General features: G+C 42.4%; 18 protein-coding genes and 1 riboswitch. Of the genes, 4 read left to right on the top strand and 14 right to left on the bottom strand.

Going from position 1 to position 21,662, the window contains the following annotated elements; all coding sequences use genetic code 11:
- Positions 1-11: 11 nt before the first annotated feature.
- On the bottom strand, positions 12-1,589 hold the full coding sequence (locus ACIROD_RS20320) for a catalase (RefSeq protein WP_402943514.1): 1,578 nt from the start codon (positions 1,587-1,589) through the stop codon (positions 12-14).
- Between the two features lie 260 nt (positions 1,590-1,849).
- Between ACIROD_RS20320 and ACIROD_RS20315 the strand changes: the two genes are divergently transcribed.
- Both ACIROD_RS20315 and ACIROD_RS20310 read left to right on the top strand, forming a co-directional pair.
- Positions 1,850-4,072, top strand: coding sequence for an MMPL family transporter (locus ACIROD_RS20315; RefSeq protein WP_402943511.1), 2,223 nt, complete (start codon positions 1,850-1,852; stop codon positions 4,070-4,072).
- 462 nt (positions 4,073-4,534) lie between these two features.
- Positions 4,535-5,068 carry a YceI family protein gene (locus ACIROD_RS20310; RefSeq protein WP_101223742.1) on the top strand — a complete coding sequence of 178 codons (534 nt, stop codon included), beginning with the start codon at positions 4,535-4,537 and terminating at the stop codon, positions 5,066-5,068.
- Between the two features lie 55 nt (positions 5,069-5,123).
- Here ACIROD_RS20310 and ACIROD_RS20305 read toward each other — a convergent pair whose 3' ends face one another.
- Together ACIROD_RS20305 and ACIROD_RS20300 are read right to left on the bottom strand one after the other, a co-directional pair.
- Positions 5,124-6,179: a FecCD family ABC transporter permease gene (locus tag ACIROD_RS20305; protein ID WP_101223743.1), complete on the bottom strand. Its 1,056-nt coding sequence runs from the start codon at positions 6,177-6,179 to the stop codon at positions 5,124-5,126.
- Positions 6,176-7,180: a FecCD family ABC transporter permease gene (locus ACIROD_RS20300; protein ID WP_402943507.1), complete on the bottom strand. Its 1,005-nt coding sequence runs from the start codon at positions 7,178-7,180 to the stop codon at positions 6,176-6,178. Before ACIROD_RS20300 ends, ACIROD_RS20305 begins: the two co-directional genes overlap by 4 nt.
- A gap of 180 nt (positions 7,181-7,360) precedes the next feature.
- On the opposite strand from ACIROD_RS20300, the gene ACIROD_RS20295 reads away from it, so the two are divergent.
- Positions 7,361-8,350, top strand: a complete 990-nt coding sequence (locus tag ACIROD_RS20295; RefSeq protein WP_402943504.1) for an ABC transporter substrate-binding protein — start codon at positions 7,361-7,363, stop codon at positions 8,348-8,350.
- Between the two features lie 74 nt (positions 8,351-8,424).
- On the opposite strand, the gene ACIROD_RS20290 is transcribed toward ACIROD_RS20295, so the two are convergent.
- The 9 genes from ACIROD_RS20290 to secA form a co-directional block, all read right to left on the bottom strand.
- Positions 8,425-9,618 carry a PDZ domain-containing protein gene (locus tag ACIROD_RS20290; protein ID WP_402943501.1) on the bottom strand — a complete coding sequence of 398 codons (1,194 nt, stop codon included), beginning with the start codon at positions 9,616-9,618 and terminating at the stop codon, positions 8,425-8,427.
- A 212-nt stretch (positions 9,619-9,830) separates the two neighbouring features.
- On the bottom strand, positions 9,831-11,255 hold the full coding sequence (locus ACIROD_RS20285; RefSeq protein ID WP_402943499.1) for a S41 family peptidase: 1,425 nt from the start codon (positions 11,253-11,255) through the stop codon (positions 9,831-9,833).
- A gap of 141 nt (positions 11,256-11,396) precedes the next feature.
- A complete protein-coding gene (locus tag ACIROD_RS20280; protein ID WP_402943496.1) occupies positions 11,397-12,785 on the bottom strand; it encodes a murein hydrolase activator EnvC family protein in 1,389 nt (462 codons plus the stop codon).
- 94 nt (positions 12,786-12,879) lie between these two features.
- On the bottom strand, positions 12,880-13,773 hold the full coding sequence (ftsX, locus tag ACIROD_RS20275; RefSeq protein ID WP_034309901.1) for a permease-like cell division protein FtsX: 894 nt from the start codon (positions 13,771-13,773) through the stop codon (positions 12,880-12,882).
- Complete coding sequence (gene ftsE / locus ACIROD_RS20270; RefSeq protein ID WP_089361962.1) at positions 13,763-14,449, bottom strand: cell division ATP-binding protein FtsE; 687 nt, start codon at positions 14,447-14,449, stop codon at positions 13,763-13,765. Before ftsE ends, ftsX begins: the two co-directional genes overlap by 11 nt.
- 293 nt (positions 14,450-14,742) lie before the next feature.
- On the bottom strand, positions 14,743-15,084 hold the full coding sequence (gene cccB, locus ACIROD_RS20265) for a cytochrome c551 (RefSeq protein WP_230176155.1): 342 nt from the start codon (positions 15,082-15,084) through the stop codon (positions 14,743-14,745).
- A gap of 49 nt (positions 15,085-15,133) precedes the next feature.
- Positions 15,134-15,997, bottom strand: a complete 864-nt coding sequence (locus ACIROD_RS20260; RefSeq protein ID WP_402943491.1) for a YitT family protein — start codon at positions 15,995-15,997, stop codon at positions 15,134-15,136.
- Between the two features lie 155 nt (positions 15,998-16,152).
- A protein-coding gene (gene prfB, locus ACIROD_RS20255; RefSeq protein WP_402943489.1) for a peptide chain release factor 2 occupies positions 16,153-17,251 on the bottom strand; the annotation gives its coding sequence in 2 pieces (ribosomal slippage) (positions 16,153-17,187 and positions 17,189-17,251; 1,098 coding nt in all).
- Between the two features lie 171 nt (positions 17,252-17,422).
- Positions 17,423-19,936 carry a preprotein translocase subunit SecA gene (gene secA, locus ACIROD_RS20250; protein ID WP_402943487.1) on the bottom strand — a complete coding sequence of 838 codons (2,514 nt, stop codon included), beginning with the start codon at positions 19,934-19,936 and terminating at the stop codon, positions 17,423-17,425.
- 420 nt (positions 19,937-20,356) lie between these two features.
- On the opposite strand from secA, the gene ACIROD_RS20245 reads away from it, so the two are divergent.
- Complete coding sequence (locus tag ACIROD_RS20245) at positions 20,357-20,680, top strand: helix-turn-helix domain-containing protein (protein ID WP_063233922.1); 324 nt, start codon at positions 20,357-20,359, stop codon at positions 20,678-20,680.
- A 148-nt stretch (positions 20,681-20,828) separates the two neighbouring features.
- Here the strand turns inward: ACIROD_RS20245 and ACIROD_RS20240 are convergent, their stop codons facing one another.
- The gene (locus ACIROD_RS20240; protein ID WP_230176152.1) at positions 20,829-20,969 is read right to left on the bottom strand and encodes an anti-repressor SinI family protein; all 141 of its coding nucleotides are present in this window, start codon (positions 20,967-20,969) and stop codon (positions 20,829-20,831) included.
- Positions 20,970-21,000: 31 nt separating this feature from the next.
- Positions 21,001-21,086, bottom strand: a riboswitch (cyclic di-GMP riboswitch).
- A gap of 151 nt (positions 21,087-21,237) precedes the next feature.
- On the bottom strand, positions 21,238-21,447 hold the full coding sequence (locus tag ACIROD_RS20235; RefSeq protein WP_402943484.1) for a hypothetical protein: 210 nt from the start codon (positions 21,445-21,447) through the stop codon (positions 21,238-21,240).
- Between the last annotated feature and the right edge of the window lie 215 nt (positions 21,448-21,662).

The following is a 21,662-nucleotide window of genomic DNA, read 5'->3' as shown; positions in this document are numbered from 1 at the left end:
TTTTAGTCCCATCAATATGGATCCGCTTCATGTCCTTTACTAACGGCATCCTCAGGGTTATCCGTCCCGCCCAGTGGTTTTGAAGATTCCGTATGTTCAGAAGCCGAGGCCAGTCCCTCTTTCAATCTGCGGCCATACTCTTCATCGGCCTCTTCGGCAAGTGCTATCATTTTTTCCTGAATGCGCTTGTCGGCAGGAGCCAATGCCGCCACTAAATTGGAAATTAAATCGTCCTTTTCCCAATCCTCGAATTCACGGAATGTTTCCCCGGCCTGTTTCGTATTATTTTGACGATCGATTGTCTCACGAACAAGTTTCCCTTCCACCATAGGTGTATGCTCCTTGCCCGTCTGCTTGGCTTCTTTCAAGCCGCCGACAGTTGATGGTTCGTAGTTGATGTGGGGGCTTTGGCTGCCTCTGCCAACTTCATATTGCATCTGTCCGCCAGTCTGATTCGTGGCTGTTCGTTTTTTCGGAGCATTGATTGGCAATTGCAGATAATTCGCGCCAACACGGTGACGCTGTGTATCGGAATAAGAGAATGTACGTCCCTGTAACATCTTGTCATCAGAAAAGTCCAGTCCATCCACTAGGACACCTGTGCCGAATGCAGCCTGTTCGACTTCAGTGAAATAGTCTTCAGGGTTTTTATTCAATACCATCGTACCGACATGCAGCCAAGGGAACTCATCTTTCGGCCAGATCTTCGTATCATCCAACGGATCGAAATCCAACTCAGGATGATCATCATCACTCATGATCTGTACGTTGAGATCCCATTCAGGATAGTCACCGCGTTCGATCGCTTCATAAAGATCCTGTGTGGCATGATTGAAATTCGTAGCTTGAATTTCATTGGCCTCTTGCTGTGTCAGGTTCTTGATCCCTTGTTTCGGTTCCCAATGATACTTGACAAGCACTGCTTTCCCTTCCTCATTCACCCATTTATAAGTATTGACCCCTGATCCTTGCATCATGCGATAGTTAGCTGGAATGCCCCATGGGGAAAACACAAAGGTAACCATATGGAATGTTTCAGGCGAACTCGAGCAAAAATCGAAAATCCTCCTGCCGTCCTGAATATTCGTGACCGGATCCGGTTTGAAGGCATGAATCAAATCCGGGAATTTCATGGCATCACGGATAAAGAAAATTTTCAGGTTATTGCCTACAAGATCCCAGTTTCCGTCTTCCGTATAAAATTTAACGGCAAATCCCCTTGGGTCACGTAACGTTTCCGGGGACGTCCCTCCATGAATAACAGATGAAAATCTCACGAATACCGGGGTTTTTTTACCTTCTTCCTGAAAAACCTTCGCTCTCGTATATTTTGAAATCGGCTCGTCCCCCGCTTTACCGGTCGGAACGAAATAACCATGCGCACCTGCACCGCGGGCATGCACAACCCGTTCAGGGATACGCTCCCTATCGAAGTGGCTGATCTTTTCCAGGAAATCATAGTTCTCAAGTGTACTAGGTCCTCTGTTCCCTACAGTTCTAATACTCTGGTTATTCGTTACCGGGTGCCCTTGCCTGTTCGTTAATGTTTCTTTCGATTCATCATTTGTTTTTTTTGATTTATCAGACAAAAAAATCCCTCCCTTGTTAATAAAAGCCATAATACTACTATACTTTCCCCTATCTCCTATATTTAACTCTTCAATCTTCAAAATTTAATTGAAATTAGTAAATAAGTACTTTTCCCCTATATATCGATGAGCAGATTTTCATGCCATTAACGACTTGAAGCATTTAGCAGTTGGAGTGAGCATACCCATTTTTGTATATGTCAACAGCACACCATTATAATGAACTAAGGATAAAAAATTCAAAAAGCGGGGTGCCTTCATTGGACGAATCAATATTAGGAAAACTTGGCAGGATGATGACAGGAAAAATCAGTCGTTGGGTTGTCATTGCTGTATGGATAATTGCAGCAATCGGATTAACCATCACATTGCCTGCCGTTAATGATCGAACAGCAAATAATGCCGCCGACTTGCCTGAAGACTCACCTTCCGTCGTGGCTGATGAACTTATTAAAGAAGAGTTTCCAAATTCCTCTGGAATACCTGCCCTGCTTACATGGCATCGGGAAGGTGGACTGACAGAGGCCGACTTGGCCGAAATCCAGTACCTTTCCAAGGAATTGACAGGTAACCCTTTGATACAGCAATCTTTTTTACCGCCGCTTCATGAAATTCCGTTGCCTGCTCTTCAAGGCTCGGTTTCAGAAGATGGAACGACTTTCGTACAGCCGCTTTTCTTTAAAGAAAAGACCGAGACTGAAATTCTTGAAAAAAATCTTGAGAGCATTAATGAAATAGTTTCGGAACGCATTGGATCTGACCCATTCAAGGTCCCTACAGATTCAGATGAATTATCACTTCGAGTGACAGGCCCTGTAGGGATATCCGTCGATGCAACAGGATTATTTTCAGGTGCTGATTTCAAATTGCTATTAGCGACCGTAATACTTGTACTTGTCGTATTATTACTCATTTACCGTTCCCCGCTTTTAGCCATCATCCCTTTAATCGGAGTAGGATTCGCCTATATTGTCACAAGCCCGATCCTTGGATTCATGGCAGATCATGGTTGGATTACAGTCGATTCACAGGCCATTTCGATCATGACCGTATTATTATTCGGTGCCGGAACGGATTATTGTCTATTTTTAATTTCTCACTACAGAAGTGAATTAAGAAATCATGAAAGCAAACGGAAAGCCATGATCTCCGCATTTAAAGATTCATCAGGCGCCATTGCGATGAGCGGCCTTACGATCGTCATCTCGCTGCTAACATTGCTTGTAGCGAAATACGGAGCCTACCACCGTTTCGCTGTACCATTCAGCTTGTCGATTTTAATCATGATGCTGGCAGCTTTAACACTTGTACCGGCATTGCTTTCTGTATTCGGAAGGGCTTCCTTCTTCCCAATCGTTCCTCGTACCCCAGAAATGGAAGAAGCACGGGCCAAGAAAAAGGGAAAAGCCGTCAAAAAGCATAAAGAAGGCCGCATCGGAAACTGGATTGGACATATCGTCACAACCAAGCCATGGACCGTCATTCTTACATGCCTGATCATCTTCAGTGTTTTAGCAGGATATTCTTCACAAATAAAATATTCATATGATATTCTCTCTTCCTTCCCTGAAGATATGAACTCCCGCGAAGGCTATTCTGTCATTTCCGACTCGTACTCACCGGGCGAACTGGCACCAGCCACAGTGGTTGTCGAAACGAATGGTGAAGATATTGATTTAGCGCCGACATTAGAAGGGATGAATATTGTTGAAAGTGTGGCTGATCCAGTCACAAGTAAATCCAATGAAGATCTGCAATCCTATGAGGTCAAATTCAACACCAACCCATATGATATCGAGGCAATTGATTCCATTCCGGAAATCCGCACAATTGCGGAGAAAGAATTGAAGGCCGCCAATATATCTTCCGTCGAAGATAAGGTTTGGATTGGCGGGCAAACTGCGACGCAATTCGATAAAAGGGATACCGTAAAGGCAGATGAATTCATGATCATCCCGATCATCATCGTCCTGATTTCCTTACTCCTTTTAGCCTACTTGCGATCTGTGACAGCCATGGTGTATTTAATGGGGACAGTGATTCTCTCATTCTTTGCTGCTATGGGCTTAGGTTGGATAATCCTGCACTATTTCATGGGTGTCGATGCCATAGAGGGGACGATTCCACTTTATTCTTTCGTATTCCTTGTTGCACTTGGAGAAGACTATAACATTTTCATGGTTTCAAGCATTTGGCGTAAGAAAGAAACGATGCCAATCAAGCAGGCCATCAGAAAAGGCGTTGCCGAAACTAGCGGTGTCATCACTTCCGCCGGAATAATCTTGGCAGCCACTTTTTCCGTTCTAGCCACACTTCCGATTCAAGTATTGGTTCAATTCGGGCTCATTACTGCTCTTGGTGTGTTAATGGACACATTCATTGTGCGCCCGTTCCTTGTTCCTGCGATTACCGCCCTGCTTGGCCGCCATGCCTTTTGGCCAAGTAAAGTGACCGATCAAGAAGAGAAAGATCATGCCAATTAATTAAGGTAGTCAGCTTTACTTTTCTTCATAATGAAAAACCCTGTGCCTCATAAATACACAGGTTTTGAGTTTGTAGACAAAAGGGTTTTTACCTAAAATTTCAAAACAAAGTCGATTGGAACGGAAGGTGCGAGACTCCTGCGGGAAAAGCGCGTCGAGGGGAGACCCCGCAGGCGCAAGGCGCCGAGGAGGCTTCCGGACCGCCCGCGGAAAGCGAGTGCCTGGAGTTGAAATCATCATTCGAGTTTTATAAACCTTAACTGAGACAAACTTGATTTTCATTGAGTTTGTCTACAGTCTGAAGACCCTGTGCCTCATAAATGCACAGGGTTTTTCATGTTTTCAAAATAAAGGAAAACTTTCAGTTGACACTATTGCTTCCACCTCTTATAATTACATTAAGTTAAGATATCTCAAATTAAAGATATATAAATTCAAGATTAATAATTAGGAGGAATTATCATGACCAATACAAAATGGACAGTCGACCCGACTCACAGTGCTATTGAATTTTCCGTAAAACATATGATGATCGCTAAAGTAAAAGGAAGTTTTAATAAGTTCGAAGCAAACATTCTTGCAAACCCATTGGATCTAACAACTGCAGAGATCGATTTTACCGTTGATGTGGCCAGTATTGACACACGCAATGCAGACCGGGATAATCACTTGCGTTCCGCTGACTTCTTTGATGTAGAAAAAAACCCTACATTAACATTCAAATCAACAAAAATTGTGAAAACGGATGAAGATGAATACGATGTAACTGGAAATGTGACTCTTAATGGAATCACACAAGAAGAAACTTTCAGCATCACCTTCGAAGGCCAAGGAAAAGATCCATGGGGAAATGAAAAAGCAGGCTTTAGCGGAAAAGGTAAAGTCAAACGCAGTGATTATGGTTTAACCTATAACGCAGCTTTAGAAACAGGCGGCGTACTGATCGGCGATCAAATCACGCTTACCATCGAAATCGAAGTTGCAAAAGAAGCTTAATTAATAAAGAAGCAGCCATCCTAGGGATGGCTGCTTCTTTATTAATTTACCGGTGTTACGAATTCCTCGTTTTATAAAGTAAATAAATGAAGTATGGTGCCCCGATGCTCGCTGTGAAGACACCAGCCGGTATTTCCAAAGGTGAGAATAGGGTCCGTCCAATCAAATCCGCCACCATAACCAGGATGCCGCCAAGCAAAGCTGAAGTGGGCAGTAACACTCCAAAACTAGAACCAACAAGCCTTCTGGCCATGTGTGGGGCCATTAATCCAACAAAGCCTATTCCTCCAGCAAAAGCTGTGGAACCGCCAATCAAGGCGGTACTGATCATCAATAATGTAAACCGTTGTTTTTGGACATGTCCCCCAAGACCCGTTGCAAGGTCATCGCCAAGCTCCTGTAAATTAATATTTCTGGCATACAGGAAGGCGATTAATAGGAATAGAATCGTCCATGGTGCCAGAACAGCGATATTATTCCAGGTGGAGTTAGACACTGACCCCGTGATCCAAAGGTTGGCCTGGCTCGCTTGATAGACTGGACCAAGAATCATCATCATCGTTGTGAGTGCCTTCATTAAGGCCATCACCCCAATTCCGATCAACACAAGCCTGATCGGGGGAACTCCATTTTTCCAGGCTAATGAATAAACAAGTAAGGCCACGACTGTCGCCCCAATGAACGCAGCTAACGGCAGCCAATTGATGCTCACCGTTAATGAATGATTCTTATCACTAAAAATGGCCAAGAATCCAACGACCGCCACTGTCGCTCCTCCCGTTATCCCCAAGATATCAGGCGAAGCAAGTGGATTCCGAATCATCCCTTGAAGGATTCCGCCAGCAACAGCAAGGCCCATCCCCACCAACAGGGCAACAATTATTCTAGGCAGGCGGAAAGATTGGATGATAAGCCGATCGCTCTCCGTTCCCCCTCCGAAAAGGACCTGGAGGACACTTAGCGGATTTATATTCATTTCACCCACGCCAGTACTGATCACAAACACTAGTGAAGTGACTACAAATAATATGAAAATCACGATCATAGCTTTTTTATCCATCAAGAATGATATTTTTTCATTAAACAAACGAAAGCTCTTATATGACTTCATCGACCGCTGAACCCCTTTCTAGCTATATAAATAAAGAATGGGGTCCCTATTATGGCTGTCATGACTCCGACCGGAACTTCTCGAGGCATCAGGATATACCTGGATATGACATCGGCCGCAATCAAAAGCACCGCCCCGAAAAGTCCAGAGAAGGGAATCAGCCAGCGATGATCGATGCCTACTATAAAACGGGTAAGATGTGGAACGACGATTCCTATAAAGCCAATCGGACCCGCAACCGCCACTGATCCGCCAGCGAGAAGGATGATTGCCAGCCCCAGAACCAGCTTAAGGAAAACTATATTCAATCCAAGACCTTTTGCAACATCCTCACCCATGGACAACACATTCATTTTACCGGACATGATCAAGGCAAGGCCCCAGCCTACGACAAGATAAGGCAGGACAGCAACTAAATTGTCCAGACTTCTACCGGAGACGGATCCGGCAAGCCAGAATAGGACTTGCTCTAAAAGAGCCTCATTAGAAACAAGAAGACCTTGTGTAAGTGAAGCTACCATGGCCGTCATGGCTGCACCAGCCAATGTCAGCTTCATAGGTGTCAAGCCGCCTCGTCCCATGCTTCCAATCATATATATGCTTATCGCGGCTATGGCCGCCCCTATGAATGACAGCCATGTGAATACTTGAAGATTACTTATTCCAAAAACGGTGACACCGGTTACAACCGCCAATCCCGCCCCGGCGTTGACCCCGAATATATCTGGAGACGCGAGGGGGTTTTTAGTTAGCGTTTGCATTAACACCCCGGAAATGGCCAAACTTGCACCGATTGCCGAAGCTATCAGGGCCCGCGGAAGTCTGACTGATTGAATGACAATGTGTTCGTTCGTCCCATTGAAATCGGTAAAAGCATCGATGGCCATTTTCCACGTTGTATCTGTATAACCGTATACAATGCTTGAGCACAGTAAAAATAGCAGCAAAAGAATGGTAATGAACAGCCCCATCCATTTCTGCCATGAATTTTTTAATAACATATCCAGTTACCTTTCCAATCACGTTTGTATAGTAATATTTTACTGGTCTAAACAGGATTATGTCAACGAATTTGAGAATCATTTTCAATTATATATTGACAGAAAAGTATATTCATTTTATGATGGTGCTGTTAAGTGCGAATGATTATCATTTGCTGACAAATTGGGAGGGATACATAGATGTTTAGATTTAAGTCTTTATTAACGATTTTTACAATATTTGCAGTCTTCCTTCTAGCAGCTTGCGGGAATTCGGATGAAAAGGCCGATGGAAATAAAGCTGAAGACAAGAAAGAGGAGAAAAGCTACACAATTGAGCATGCCATGGGCACTGCCGAGTTGAAAGAAACGCCTAAAAGAGTGGTCGTTTTAACAAATGAAGGCACTGAAGCATTGATTGCTTTAGGGATTAAACCTGTTGGTGCCGTTCAATCATGGCTTGGTGACCCTTGGTACGACCATATTAAAGATGATATGGATGGGGTCGAAGTTGTTGGTGTTGAACATGAAGTTAACTTAGAGAAAATCGCATCACTGAAGCCTGACTTGATTATCGGAAGCAAGATACGCCAAGAAGCTGTTTATGATAAATTAAATGCAATCGCCCCTACCGTTTTCTCGGAAACGTTAAGAGGAGATTGGAAAGAAAACTTTAAACTATATGCAAAAGCCTTGAACCTTGAAGAAAAAGGGAACGATGTAATTGCAGAATTCGATAAAAACACTGAAGATCTTAAAGCTAAATTGGGTGATAAAGTAAATCAAGAAGTTTCCATTGTTCGTTTCATGGCTGGAACTACTCGTATTTATTACACAGATTCATTCTCTGGAGTGATTTTCGATCAATTAGGATTTAAACGTGCAGAACAACAGAAGGAACTCTTCACTGCAGATAATAAATTAGGCAACCTTGCCATTGAGGTTGGAAAAGAAGTCATCCCTAAAATGGATGGAGATATTCTCTTCTACTTTACTTACGCTCCTGAAGGCGACAAACAAGCCCTAAGCACAGCAAAAGAATGGACGAATGATCCACTTTGGAAAAACCTTGATGCAGTCAAAAACGGAAATGCCCATGAGGTTAGCGACGCAACATGGAATACAGCTGGCGGAGTAATTGCAGCTAATAAAATGCTTGAAGATATAGAAAAGATCATGCTTAAAAAGTAATAACACGTTTCCATTGAAAAAGGCCTTTCTCGATATAATTCGAGAAAGGCCTTTTATTTTATATTAATGTGTCATTATCCCACTTGTCCGCTTTCCTTCAATTGATCGTCAACGAATAAGAGGCCCAATTCGTAATGCTCCCCGTCAAATAGAGCTCTTTGCACAAAACGAATCTGTTCATTATTATCGATGACCTCAAGCTTGCAATGTGCCCGGTTTATTTGGAGCGCCCTATATAACTCTTCTTCTTCCCTGACGACGACACCATTTATTTTCGAAATGACCTCGCCTTTTAGCAACCCCATTTTATCTGCCGGAGATTGAGGGATAACGCCTAAGATCTGGACACCCAGCTTACTTTTCGAAAAATAAAAAGGAAGCTTTCGATCCATTGCCTTTTGGGAATAATGCAGAAATTCACGACCGAGGATTGCTAAAACAGCCGTCATGATTGCCAATGGGGGATACCAGTAACCAACTGCCGCCAAAAGCGTAATCATAATTCCCAATGCCCCAACCTTTTTGCCTTGCGCCCTAATGGCCAGTTCAGGGAGCGTCCCATGCACTTTTTGCCTAAAGCCGATTAATATGGGCAGTACGATCGGCGACAGGGATACATCCCCGATTGAAAAAACTGGATACCATTCGAAAGGAATTGGAAGTTGTCCTCCAGGAACCATGACGAACATGGGAATTAGCCAGATTCGCTGTGATACATACACACCTATCGGCTGCCCCCTCTTGGATACCTCCAACTGGGGAGAGACCTTTTTACTTCCGTTGCCAACAATCAAGAACCCTTCAGCAATCAATAATAACCCTATTAAAATGACAAGTGTCGGATATACGGACCGATCCAGCTGATTAAAGGCATCCTGAAAGAACGTAAGCTTGATATCTCTATCATATAAAAAGAAAAGGATAAAGAAGGTGAGTCCCACTGTATAAACGGGGGAAACAAACCTCCTTTTCATGGATAGCATGGACAAAATCGTTACCACTGCCATGATGAGCAGCGCCGCCATAGGAATGGCGAGTCCAGTAGCCAGCGTAAGGAAGGAAAGGATCAATCCCCATATCAATCCTTGAGGTAACATGGAACGCAGCTCCATGGAAAAACTGTAAATCTTGGTATTAAAATCATGGCGTTCCCGTTTAACGCGAAGATAGCCGATGAATAAACAATAGGCAATCGAAACATAAAGCAAAGGATGAAGGAAGATTTTTCCTAATCCCATTAAGCATGCTATCAGCCAATCCGTTGTCAATTTCTTTCCACCATCCTCAAATGTAATCAAAATTTTGTCAATTTCGTTCTGGTCAGTTACCTCCTATTCTATCAAAAATGTAGCCTCCATGCCTATTAAGATGCAGAAAAAGTAGCTTTATCTAAAGTTTCCCCTAATCTGCCTCCATGTTCGCAGGCGAACTCAAACAAATGCAAAAGAGGCACCGCTCCAAGGGGAACGGTGCCATCAAGTTACTTCACTAAATAATTCAAAGCCGTGCGTAACTGAATATCATTATCTTCATCCTGGATCTTATCCAGAATGGCGGATTCCAAATGTGCTGCGGTTTTAGCGTCCAGCTTACCAGTCACTTCCAGGCCAAATTGTTTTTGGAATGCTTTTACTGCGATTTCTGTACTCCAATCATAATATCCATCCTCACGGCCCGGTTCAAATCCAAGTCCTTTCAGAATGCTTTGGGCATACTGGATTTGTTCATCATTCATATCCCGCTGCAACACCTTCTCAATGGCCAGCTGATGTGCATCAAAATACTCCGGTTGTTTCACTTTGATTGTCGGCTCGATCCCTTTTTTATGGATCCAGTTTCCTGAAGGCGTCAGCCACTTATATAATGTAAGTTTAATCTTACTGCCATCACCCATTGGTACAGCCTGCTGTACTGTGCCTTTCCCGAAGGTCTTCTCGCCAACCAATGGATAGCCTCCCGCCTCTTGCATCGCGCCTGCCAGGATTTCCGAGGCTGAGGCGCTCCCTTTATCCGTCAAGACGGCAATGGGATAACTTTTCGCTTTCTTAAGGCTTGTAAAAAACGATTGCGTTTCGCCCGTTCTTTCTGCAATTTGCAAATAAGGCTTGTCTTTTGTGATAAACTCGCCAAGAATCGTTTCCACACTAGAAAGAAGGCCACCTGGGTTACCGCGTACATCTATGACCAAGCCCTTGATTCCCTTCTTTTCGAGCTCTTTCATCTGCTTTTTGAAATCAGATGCAGTATTTTCCGAGAAAGTGGTCAACTCGATATAACCGATTTGTTCTCCGGCAACTTCCTTAATTGATGAAAATACGGTATCCAATGGAATTTCGGCACGCACCATTTTGAATTCAAGTGGATTGTCCACCCCTGCCCGCTTTATTTCCATTTTGACGGGAGATCCTTTTTTGCCGCGGATTTTCAGGCGCGTTTCATACAGATCCAAACCTTCTACACTTTCGCCATTCACCTTAAGAATTTGATCTTTCGGCTTTAATCCAGCTTTTTCTGCAGGCGAGTCTTTGTAAGGAGAAACAATGATGACCTTACCATCTTCCATTCCGATTTCAGTCCCGATCCCTTCAAAAGAGGAGTCCAGTGTTTCATTGAATTGCTTGGCGGTCTCCTTGTCCATATATACGGAATAAGGATCTTTCAGCGCTGACAGCATGCCTTGGATGGCGCCCTCCACCAAGTTGGAACCGTCCACCTGTTCTACATACTGACTTACGATCAAACCATAAGCTTGTTCCACTTTTGCCCATTCCTTATCCTTCGGTATTGCTTGGCTTTCATCTTTTGCTTCATTCTTGGCCGGAAGGCTTGTCCAATATATGCCCCCCATTGCTCCAATGGCTAGTGACATGATAATTACTAGAGGAAGTACCCATTTTTTGACCATATTTATCCCCATTTCTGACCTGATATGTATTTCACTATATGAGGCGATTGAAAGAAATATGCTTATAGAATATGGTGACACTACACAAAAAAACAGACCAGGAATTGATCCTGATCTGTTTTTCCGTTCATATATTGGGTATTAATTAGGTATATAGTTTAATGGATTAACAGCATTTGACTTGCTATAATTCCATGCGCCTTTATGTAGCTCAAAGTGTAAATGCTGACCGAAGGAATGTCCTGTGTTACCCATGATTCCAACCTGTTGACCTTTGGCAACTACAGCACCTTCGCCTACTTGTCTAGAACTTAAGTGTGCATAAACAGTAGTCCATTGCTGACCGCCGATTGAATGGGTAACGAAGACGACGTTACCGTATGTACTTGAGAAGTAAGAACGGCTTACGACTCCGTCGGCTGCAGCTACAACTGGAACCGTTCCGCTAGCAGCGATATCGATGCCGGCATGCTGTTTATTCCAACGTTCACCCATTGTTGAAGATACATATCCTGCACTTGGTCTAGTGAAAGTACCAGATGATACAGCTGGCGCTGAACTTACATTAGACGAAGGTTGTGAAGTTGATGGCGCTGATGAACTGTTGCTTTTTGCACTATATCCTGAAGAAGTGGATTGTTTTTTTGATTCCGATGCTTGTGATGCTGCTTGTGCAGCCGCTTGTGCCGCTTCTTGCTCTGCACGTTTTTTCGCTTCAGCTGCCGCTTTTTTACGAGCTGCTTCCAATTCGGCAAGACGTTGATGCTCTAAGCTGATGGCAGATTTGATGGCTTTTTCTTGAGCAGCAAGATTCGCTTTTTCTTCCTCTAGACCCATCTTCTCATGTTCATGCTTTTCAGTTTGTTGCTTTAATTTCTTAACTAAAGCATCCTTTTCTTGCTTCTGCTGTTTTTGTTGCTTTTGAATTTCCAATAGTTCAGCTTTTGCCACTTCTAAACTGGCAAGCTTCGTTTCAACAGCTTTTTGCTTTTCTTCCAGATCCTTTTTATCCAGCTCATGCTCCTTTAAAATATCGCGGTCAGCTTCAGCGATTGTCGCTACAGCTCCGACACGGTCAACTAAATCCCCAAAACTGGATGATCCGAATAATACTTCCAGGTAGTTCACGTCCCCGCCAGTCTCCTGGAAAGAAAGTGCCCTTTCCTTCAATACTTCATTACGTTTGGCGATCCGCTCTTTTAATACTTTAATCTCTTCTTTCAATGCTTCGATTTCTTTTTTCGTTTGTGTAATTTCAGCATTTTTAGCATCGATTTTTTTTGCGGACTCTGCGATTTTCGCTTCAATGGCAGCGATTTGGTCTTCTGCTGTCATTTGCTTATCCTGCAGGCTATCGATTTTCTTTTCAGTTTCGGAAATATTCGATTCAACACCTGAACGTTTTTCCTGTATGGATTCTTTCTGTTTTTCTAAATCCGAAATAGACTCAGCATAAACCGAAGGTGCCGCTAGAATGCTTCCCAACCCGATCATGATGGAGGCATTCATGGCAATGATATTTTTTTTCACGTTTCATTTCCCCTTTCAACCCGTTACATCCTTGCCTTGTAACGTCTCTCTATTTATGTCTGGCTACTTTTGGCTTTCGAGTAAAGATACACTTTTATACTTTCAAGAACTTCCTGACGGACATCAAGCTGCCCCATATTCCGATAACCGCACCAATTACGATGAGGATGGCCGAAACTTGATAAATAAACGGATTTGCAGGCAAGAAATCGATGAATTTGAACGTAATCTGCGGTGCTGCGTATTTATAAAGATTATAGTAGAGTACTGCAATCAGACCTATCGGAATGATGGAACCGAGGACTCCCAACCAAAGCCCTTCCAAGAAGAATGGCCAACGGATGAATGTATTTGTCGCTCCTACCAATCTCATGATCTCAATTTCTTTTCTTCTGGCTACAATGGTAATTTTAATCGTATTCGAAATCAGGAACATTGCAGTAAATAATAATCCTACAATAAGAACGATCCCTATGTTTCTAGCAATATTAACAAAGCTGAATAGTTTCTCGACGTAGCCTTGTCCATATTTAACACTTTGGATATATTCCATACCTTCGATTTTTTTTGCCACCTTGATGACATCTTGCGGAGATTTCGTTTTGATAACATAAACGTCCCTTAATGGGTTATCCTGTTCAAATGGTTTAAAAGCCTCACCATTATCTCCTAAATCATCTATTAAATTAGTAAGCTCTTCATCCTTTGGAGAGAAAATCACTGATTCGATGCCGTTTATCTCCGTAATTTGCTTACCTATAGCTTTTATATCGTCATCATTCGCCGCATTATCAATATGTGCACGAACTTCGACATCTTTCTCCACATTTCCCGCGATATGATTTAAATTCATCATGAGCACTAAAAAGACGCCAACCAAAGTTAGAGTGACCGTTACTGCACTGACTGAAGCAAACGTCATCCATCCATTACGGCCAATATTTTTAAAACTTTCACGGAAGTGACGGAGCAATGTTCTAAATTTCATATCCGTAATCACCTCGATGTTCATCGCGAACTATTTTTCCACTTTCAATGGCAATGACACGTCGTTTAATATTGTTGACGATGTCCCTATTATGGGTGGCCATGACAAGTGTAGTTCCGCGTTTATTAATTTCTTCGAATATGTTCATGATTTCCCATGATGTTTCGGGATCAAGATTACCTGTAGGCTCGTCTGCTATGACTACCTTGGGATCATTGACGATCGAACGGGCTATTGCAACCCTTTGCTGTTCCCCACCAGATAACTCGGAAGGAAGCATTCTCGCTTTATGTTTAATGCCAACCAGATCAAGGACTTCCATGACTCTCTTTTTGATTTCTTCCGGTTCCTTTTCAATAACTTCCATGGCAAAAGCAACATTTTCATATGCAGTGAATGTTTGAAGGAGTTTAAAATCTTGGAATACCATACCGATATTACGGCGAAATAGAGGAACTTTCGAATTGCGGATACTTGGCAGGCTTATGCCATTGACCAAGATATTACCGCTTGTAGGCTTTTCTTCCCTATACATCATTTTGATGAAGGTCGATTTTCCGGCACCGCTCGGACCCACTACATAAACGAACTCGCCTGGCTTTATTTTCACATTGATTCCATTAATGGCAATTACGCCATTTGGATATGTCTTTTTCACATCTATCATTTCTATCATTCTAAAACCACCTAATTTGCTTGGATTATCACTATGTACCTACAGCTTTTTCGACAATTTTCACTGAAATCTGACAGGAATCTCTCTTACTTGAGCACAGAAACATTATAACATCATATTTTGTCAAATTAAGCATAAAAAATATTACAGTTTCATTTCAGTTAGACATATATCAACATCTATGTAATAATTCCAGGATTTGATTGCTTGAAAAGGGGGTTAAATGTGAGTTGTCACGAGGTTTAAAGGAGGCTAAATGAAACGTCCTGCTAAGCAGGACGTTTCATTAATCATTATTTATGTTCAGCAAGCCATTCAGCGACCATGCTCGCTTCCTTGCCCTGGATTATACCTTTTGGCATTCCGCCTTGACCATTCGCAATGACTTTTTCGATGTCTGCTTTTGATAGCTTGGAACCGACCTTCGTTAAATTCGGTCCCACGCCGCCTTCAAGATTCACTGCATGGCAACTTGAACATTTGTTTTCATAAATTTTTGCGGCATCACCGGCATCTGCCGTAGTCGTTTCATTATTTTCACTTGCAGGCTCTTTATCTGCAGCATCATCGTTCCCACCGCATGCAGCCAAGGCCAAAGAAGTACCCAAAATTAAGGCTAACCACTTCATTTTCATCGAATTTACCCCCTCTGATTTATACCAGCACAAGAACATTATACCAATTTCAATCCAGTTTAAAACCCTCCCCAAGTACCTCCGATGCGTCCATTACAATTACAAACGCTTTAGGGTCAACGAGTTTCACCAATTGTTTCAATTTGGTGAATTCAGACTGGTCTATTACGCACATCAAAATTGGACGAGTAACATCTGTATAGCCGCCATACCCGGATATGCCTGTTACACCCCGGTCCAGCTCATGTATGATAGCATCCCTTACTTCCATTTCTTTATTCGTGATGATTAATGACATCTTCGAACGGTTCAATCCAACCTGGACGAGGTCTATCGTCTTGCTTGTCACATACAATCCAATCAATGCATAAAGCCCTTTTTCAATATCAAAAACGATGGCAGCACTTAAAACGATGATTCCATCAATGACTGCCACACAGGTTCCTAATGACAGATGGGTATACTTATGGAAAATCTGTGCCGCCAAATCGGTCCCGCCTGTGGAACCCTTCCCTCGAAAGACGATCCCCAGCCCAAGTCCGACCATCATCCCTCCGCAAATCGAACCAAGCAATGCATCATTCGTCCATGCATCCCAATCCTTTGTCAGAAATACCACTAAAGGCAGAAACAAGGTTCCAATCAAGCTTTTGGCTCCGAAATGTCTTCCAAGGATAATAAGCCCCGCAATGAACAAAGGGATATTAAAACCCCAAAGAACGTAGGCTGGCTCCCAACCGAGAGTTGAATCGAGAATCGTGCTAATTCCACTGACCCCGCCAGATGCGACCTGGTTAGGCAGTAAGAATACATTAAAACCAATGGCAATTATGGATGAACCGACAATCACCAATCCATACTCCGTTAACTTTTGAATTAAAGGGTGCTTCTGCTCCCGGTATCTTTTCTTCATTTTGCATAAGTCTCCTCGAACCATCATTATTATCTAGTATTGGCCGAACGAGGTAGAGCATCCCTTTTCAATCCTGTAAATGTCAGCCAGAAGATTCGTTAAAAAGGAAAAAACAAAAAAAGTCGGACCGTGGAAACCGGTCCGACTGGCTGATCTTATAATTTTGAACGCAAGTACGCATCAATGAACATATCGATATCGCCATCCATGACAGCCCCCAAGTTTCCGGTCTCCGCACTGGTACGATGATCTTTAACCATGGAATACGGGTGGAAAACATAAGAACGAATTTGGCTTCCCCAGCCAATTTCCTTTTGCTCACCACGGATTTCATCCAATTCCGCTTGTTGCTGCTCAATTTCACGTTGATACAATTTGGCTTTCAGCATATTCATGGCCTGGGCCTTGTTTTTGATTTGAGATCTCTCGTTTTGGCACGTTACCACGGTGTTCGTAGGTATATGGGTGATCCGGACTGCCGAGTCAGTTGTATTGATATGCTGACCACCTGCACCACTTGCCCGGTACGTATCTATTTTCAAATCTTCCGTGCGTACTTCTATATTGATCGTCTCATCGAATTCCGGCATGACTTCACATGAAACGAATGAAGTATGGCGTCGTCCTGAGGAATCGAAAGGAGAAATACGGACAAGACGGTGTACCCCTTTTTCCGCTTTCAAATAACCATAGGCGTTATGGCCTTTGAAAATTAAAGTGACACTCTTGATCCCAGCTTCATCACCTGGAAGGTAATCAAGGGTTTCCACTTTAAAGCCTCTTTTTTCACCCCATCTTGTATACATGCGCAGCAGCATGGAACCCCAATCCTGGGACTCCGTTCCGCCTGCACCAGGATGCAGTTCAAGAATGGCATTTTTCGAGTCATATTCTTCACTTAGTAAAAGTTGAAGTTCAAAGTCGTTCATCTTTTGTGCAAGAACCGTAATCTCTTCTTCCAGCTCCGCTAAAAGTTCTTGATCGTTCTCCTCTTTCACTAATTCATATGTCAAATCCAGATTTTCATATGATTCATTCAGGTCGGATAATTGATTGACTTGTTCTTTTAAACCATTCGTTTCATTGATGACAGTTTGTGCCTTTTGCTGATCATTCCAAAAATCGGGATGTGTCATCTCATTTTCTAGCTGTGCGATTCGTGCCTCTTTTTCATCTAAGTCAAAGAGACCCCCTAAAGTCCGTTAATCGTTGCGCTGTCCGTTCAAGTTCATTTCTAATTTCTGCTAATTCCATTTCTCTTCACCTCATTAAGTATGTTAAAAAAAATCCCTGAAGAGGGATTCCCTTCATTACAAATAAAACCTCTCCAAACTATATGCAAATGTATACCTTTATGCAAACAAAACATGAAAAGAGGCGGCAAGCCTTACACTTAACCGTCCCATAATCATTATACACCTAACTTTAACCTAAATTGCCATGGCAATTCTTATATTTTTTACCGCTGCCGCATGGGCATAACGCATTTCGGCCAACGTCTTCCTTTTTACGGGCAGGGGCTTTTTTCACTTTTCCCCCGTCTTCTTCCTTCGGATTGACCGCTTGTCCTTTTATGACTTCCTTACGTTCCAAATTGTTTCGGATTTCGGCCTTCATGATGTATTTTGCGACTTCATCTTCCATTGAAGCAATCATCGCTTCAAACATTGCGAAACCTTCTGATTGATATTCACGAAGCGGATCAATCTGGCCATAAGCACGAAGGTGGATCCCTTGGCGCAATTGCTCCATCGCATCAATATGGTCCATCCACTTGCTATCGACGGCACGAAGAACGATTACTTTTTCGAATTCACGCATTTGTTCTTCAGATAGCTCTTCTTCTTTTTGGTCATAGCTTTCTTTCACTTTTGCTAAAATGAACTCAACCAATTCCGTTTCATTTTTCCCTTCCAAATCAGCTACAGTGATTGAACCTTCATTGAATAGGTTACCATTCAGGTAATCGACAAGGCCTTGTAAATTCCAGCCTTCCTCATCACCCATTGGTGCAAACGCGACAACATTTCGCTGGATGGATGCCGTGATCATCGTTTCGACGATTTCACGTAAGTTGTCACTTTCCATGACATCGAAACGCTGTTTATAGATAATTTCCCGTTGTTGACGGAGAACATCATCATACTGCAGTAATTGCTTACGTGAATCGAAGTTATTGCCTTCGACCCGTTTCTGTGCGGATTCAACGGCCCTTGTCACCATTTTGCTTTGAATTGGCTGGGAATCATCCATACCAAGGCGCGCCATCATGTTTTTCATGTTATCCGAACCGAAGCGGCGCATCAATTCATCTTCCATTGATAAATAGAATTGAGTGACCCCTGGATCTCCCTGACGGCCGGACCGACCACGCAGCTGGTTATCTATACGCCTGCTTTCATGACGTTCCGTACCGATTACAGCAAGGCCCCCAAGCTCCTTGACACCTTCACCAAGCTTGATATCCGTACCGCGCCCTGCCATGTTCGTAGCGATCGTAACTGAGCCTTGATTACCTGCATTCGCAATGATTTCCGCTTCACGCTCATGGTTCTTGGCATTCAAAACATCGTGAGGGATTCCTTTTTTGGATAAATAGGCAGATATGACTTCAGATGTTTCGATGGCAACCGTACCGACAAGCACAGGCTGACCCTTTGTATAGCGTTCGGCGATGTCTTCCACAACAGCCTTGAATTTGCCATCAGTTGTCGCGTATATAAGATCTGCCCTGTCGTCCCTGATGATATTCCTGTTTGTCGGGATCGCAATTACATTCATATTATAAATATTGCGGAATTCTTCTTCTTCCGTTTTGGCTGTTCCGGTCATACCTGAAAGCTTTTCATACATCCTGAAATAGTTCTGGAATGTAATCGTCGCAAGAGTCATGCTTTCATTTTGAATTTCAAGTCCTTCTTTCGCTTCGATCGCCTGGTGGAGACCTTCACTGTAACGGCGGCCTTTCATCAAACGGCCAGTGAATTGGTCAACGATGACTATCTCGCCTTCCTGGACAACATAATCCACATCCAAATGCATGGAAACATGTGCCTTTAACGCCTGATTGATATGATGATTCAAAGTAACGTGATTAATATCGAATAAATTATCGATATTAAACGCTTTTTCAGCTCGATTCATCCCATCTTCCGTCAGCTGAACACCTTTTGTCTTTTCATCATATGTGTAGTCGGTTTCTTTTTTCAAGGTTTTTACAAACGCATTGGCCTGGATATACAGCTGAGCCGATTTTTGTGCGGAGCCGGAAATGATCAACGGCGTTCTTGCCTCATCGATCAAAATCGAATCGACCTCATCAATGACAGCGAAGTGCAGCGGGCGCTGTACCATTTGTTCTTTATATAACACCATATTGTCACGAAGATAATCAAAACCTAACTCATTATTCGTACTGTACGTAATGTCAGCATTGTACGCCGCCTGTTTTTCTTCTTTAGAATGACTGTTCAAATTCAACCCGACGGTCAAACCAAGGAAATCATACAATACACCCATCTCGGTGGCATCACGGTGTGCCAAGTATTCATTGACAGTAACGACATGTACACCTTTACCGGTAAGCGCGTTTAAATAAACCGGCATGGTGGATGTTAAGGTTTTACCTTCCCCTGTTTTCATCTCGGAGATATTTCCATCATGAAGTGATGCCCCACCCATGATTTGAACACGGTAAGGATATAAGCCCAGAGCACGCTTTGCCCCTTCACGTGCAACCGCAAAAGCCTCAACAAGCAAATCATCAACGGTTTCCCCATTTTGATAACGCTCTTTAAACTCACCCGTTTTGGCACGCAACTGTTCATCCGATAACCCCGCCGTCTCATCAGCCAGCGCTTCGACCTGATCGGCGATTTTTTCTAAACGTTTGATTTCTCGCTTATTCGGATCAAAAACTTTATTTAATATATTAAGCATTCAATAACGCTCCTCTATTATGGTAATGATCGTTCAATGACAAAATTCATATAAGTAAGAAGAAACACACTTCTATTATTACTAATGCACGCTTAATTTTACCACTTCTATCATAGAGGTACAACTTCATGTCACTTCCCTGGTATAGACCTGAATTCAATTCTTGCGAAAAACAATGGATAAATGAGGAGTAAAACTGTTAAAATAGAAGGAAGTATAAAAAATATGTTGCTAACTCCCCACTATTCCATATGTAAATGAGAATTATCCATAACCTTCCATCACTAGATGCTGTGTGTCCTCTCTAGCGATAGCATGTCAAGGTAATCCAACCTTACAGTCGTCTTGTTTTGAATGATAAGATTGGCTACTGACACTTATTAGCGGAAGATAAATAGAACATGTTTCGAGGTGGTATTGATGATTGGTGAACGTGTAAAAAAACTGCGAGAAGAAAAGAAAATGTCGATGACTGAACTTGCCGATAAAGCGGGTGTGGCAAAGTCTTATTTAAGTTCGCTCGAGCGGAACTTACAAACAAATCCTTCTATTCAATTTCTTGAAAAAATCTCCGCCGTACTAAACATTCCTGTTGATGCCCTGCTTTATGATGCACCAAATAAGGAAACCTTGGACACTGACTGGATGAAAATCGTTGAGGAAGCCATGAATTCGGGTGTCTCAAAACAACAATTCAGGGAATTCATCGAGTTTAATAAATGGAGAAAAGATAAAGAAGAGTAGAGTGGTAGTACACTAGTTTACCTACATAATCCTGAAGAATACAGTTTGAATAAGCTAGACTTGTAGAATCTCAAGGAAGAATAAACCCTATAAACAGCTAATGAATCGAATTACTGTTTATAGGGATGTTCTCGAACTTTTTCGTAAGCTATTTTCCATTGTTCTCCTCTAATGTTACCTCAAGGCTTTCCCGTTTCAAAAAAGCACTGATTTCCTCCTTTTTGAAACCCAAGCTCCTTGCTTCTGAAATCAATTTCACCCATTCTTGATCCATTTCCACATTAGCCACCTCTTCTACCTCCTAAAATACTCCTTGTATTTCAGGCAGACCAGCCATCATAGTCTCAAGGACCTTAGACCTGTGCCTTTGCGCCCTCATCTTTCAATAAGTTTGCCTTTGTCGTGGTATTTATTACCAAATACATTACATATAATCATATTATAACGGATACCCACTCCATATATTGCTATTTTATGTCGGTAATCTACCTAAATGCAAAAACTTTTATCCGACAAATTATTACAAAATTAAGAAAATTCATAGTGCAGGTAATTTATCATAGACTAATTGATTTTCGTTTTTTTGTATAATAGTGAATATTGCTCTTCTTAATATTTCGTTGCTTCGTATTGATTCTCTCCATTGTAAGTGCATCCAAGGCTTTTTGCGCAGTTAAATCCTCACCGCAGGTCGGGCAAAGCCACTTTCCATATTCCGCACTGCTAAAAGAAGCCCTATGGCAAGTATGGCAATTCTTTCGATACAAGTAATCCAACCCCTCTGCACCTTGATCAAATTGTTTTATATAAAAAATCAGCCGTTCTTTTTAAAGAACTTACAATTTGAGTATAGTACAAAAGAAGGGGGTTATTAAATAGGTAAAACTGACTATTTATCTTAATAAAGAACAAGAATTGTTCTTTAAAAGGATTTTCCAATGATTTGTATTCTATAGAGAACAAAAGAAGCAATCATTTTTTC

It is taken from the genome of Peribacillus sp. NPDC101481, assembly GCF_044767165.1.
In the GTDB taxonomy this organism is placed as follows: Bacteria; Bacillota; Bacilli; order Bacillales; family DSM-1321; genus Peribacillus.
The sequence above is the reverse complement of the archived record's forward strand: the minus strand, read 5'-3'. Positions and strand labels throughout refer to the sequence as shown.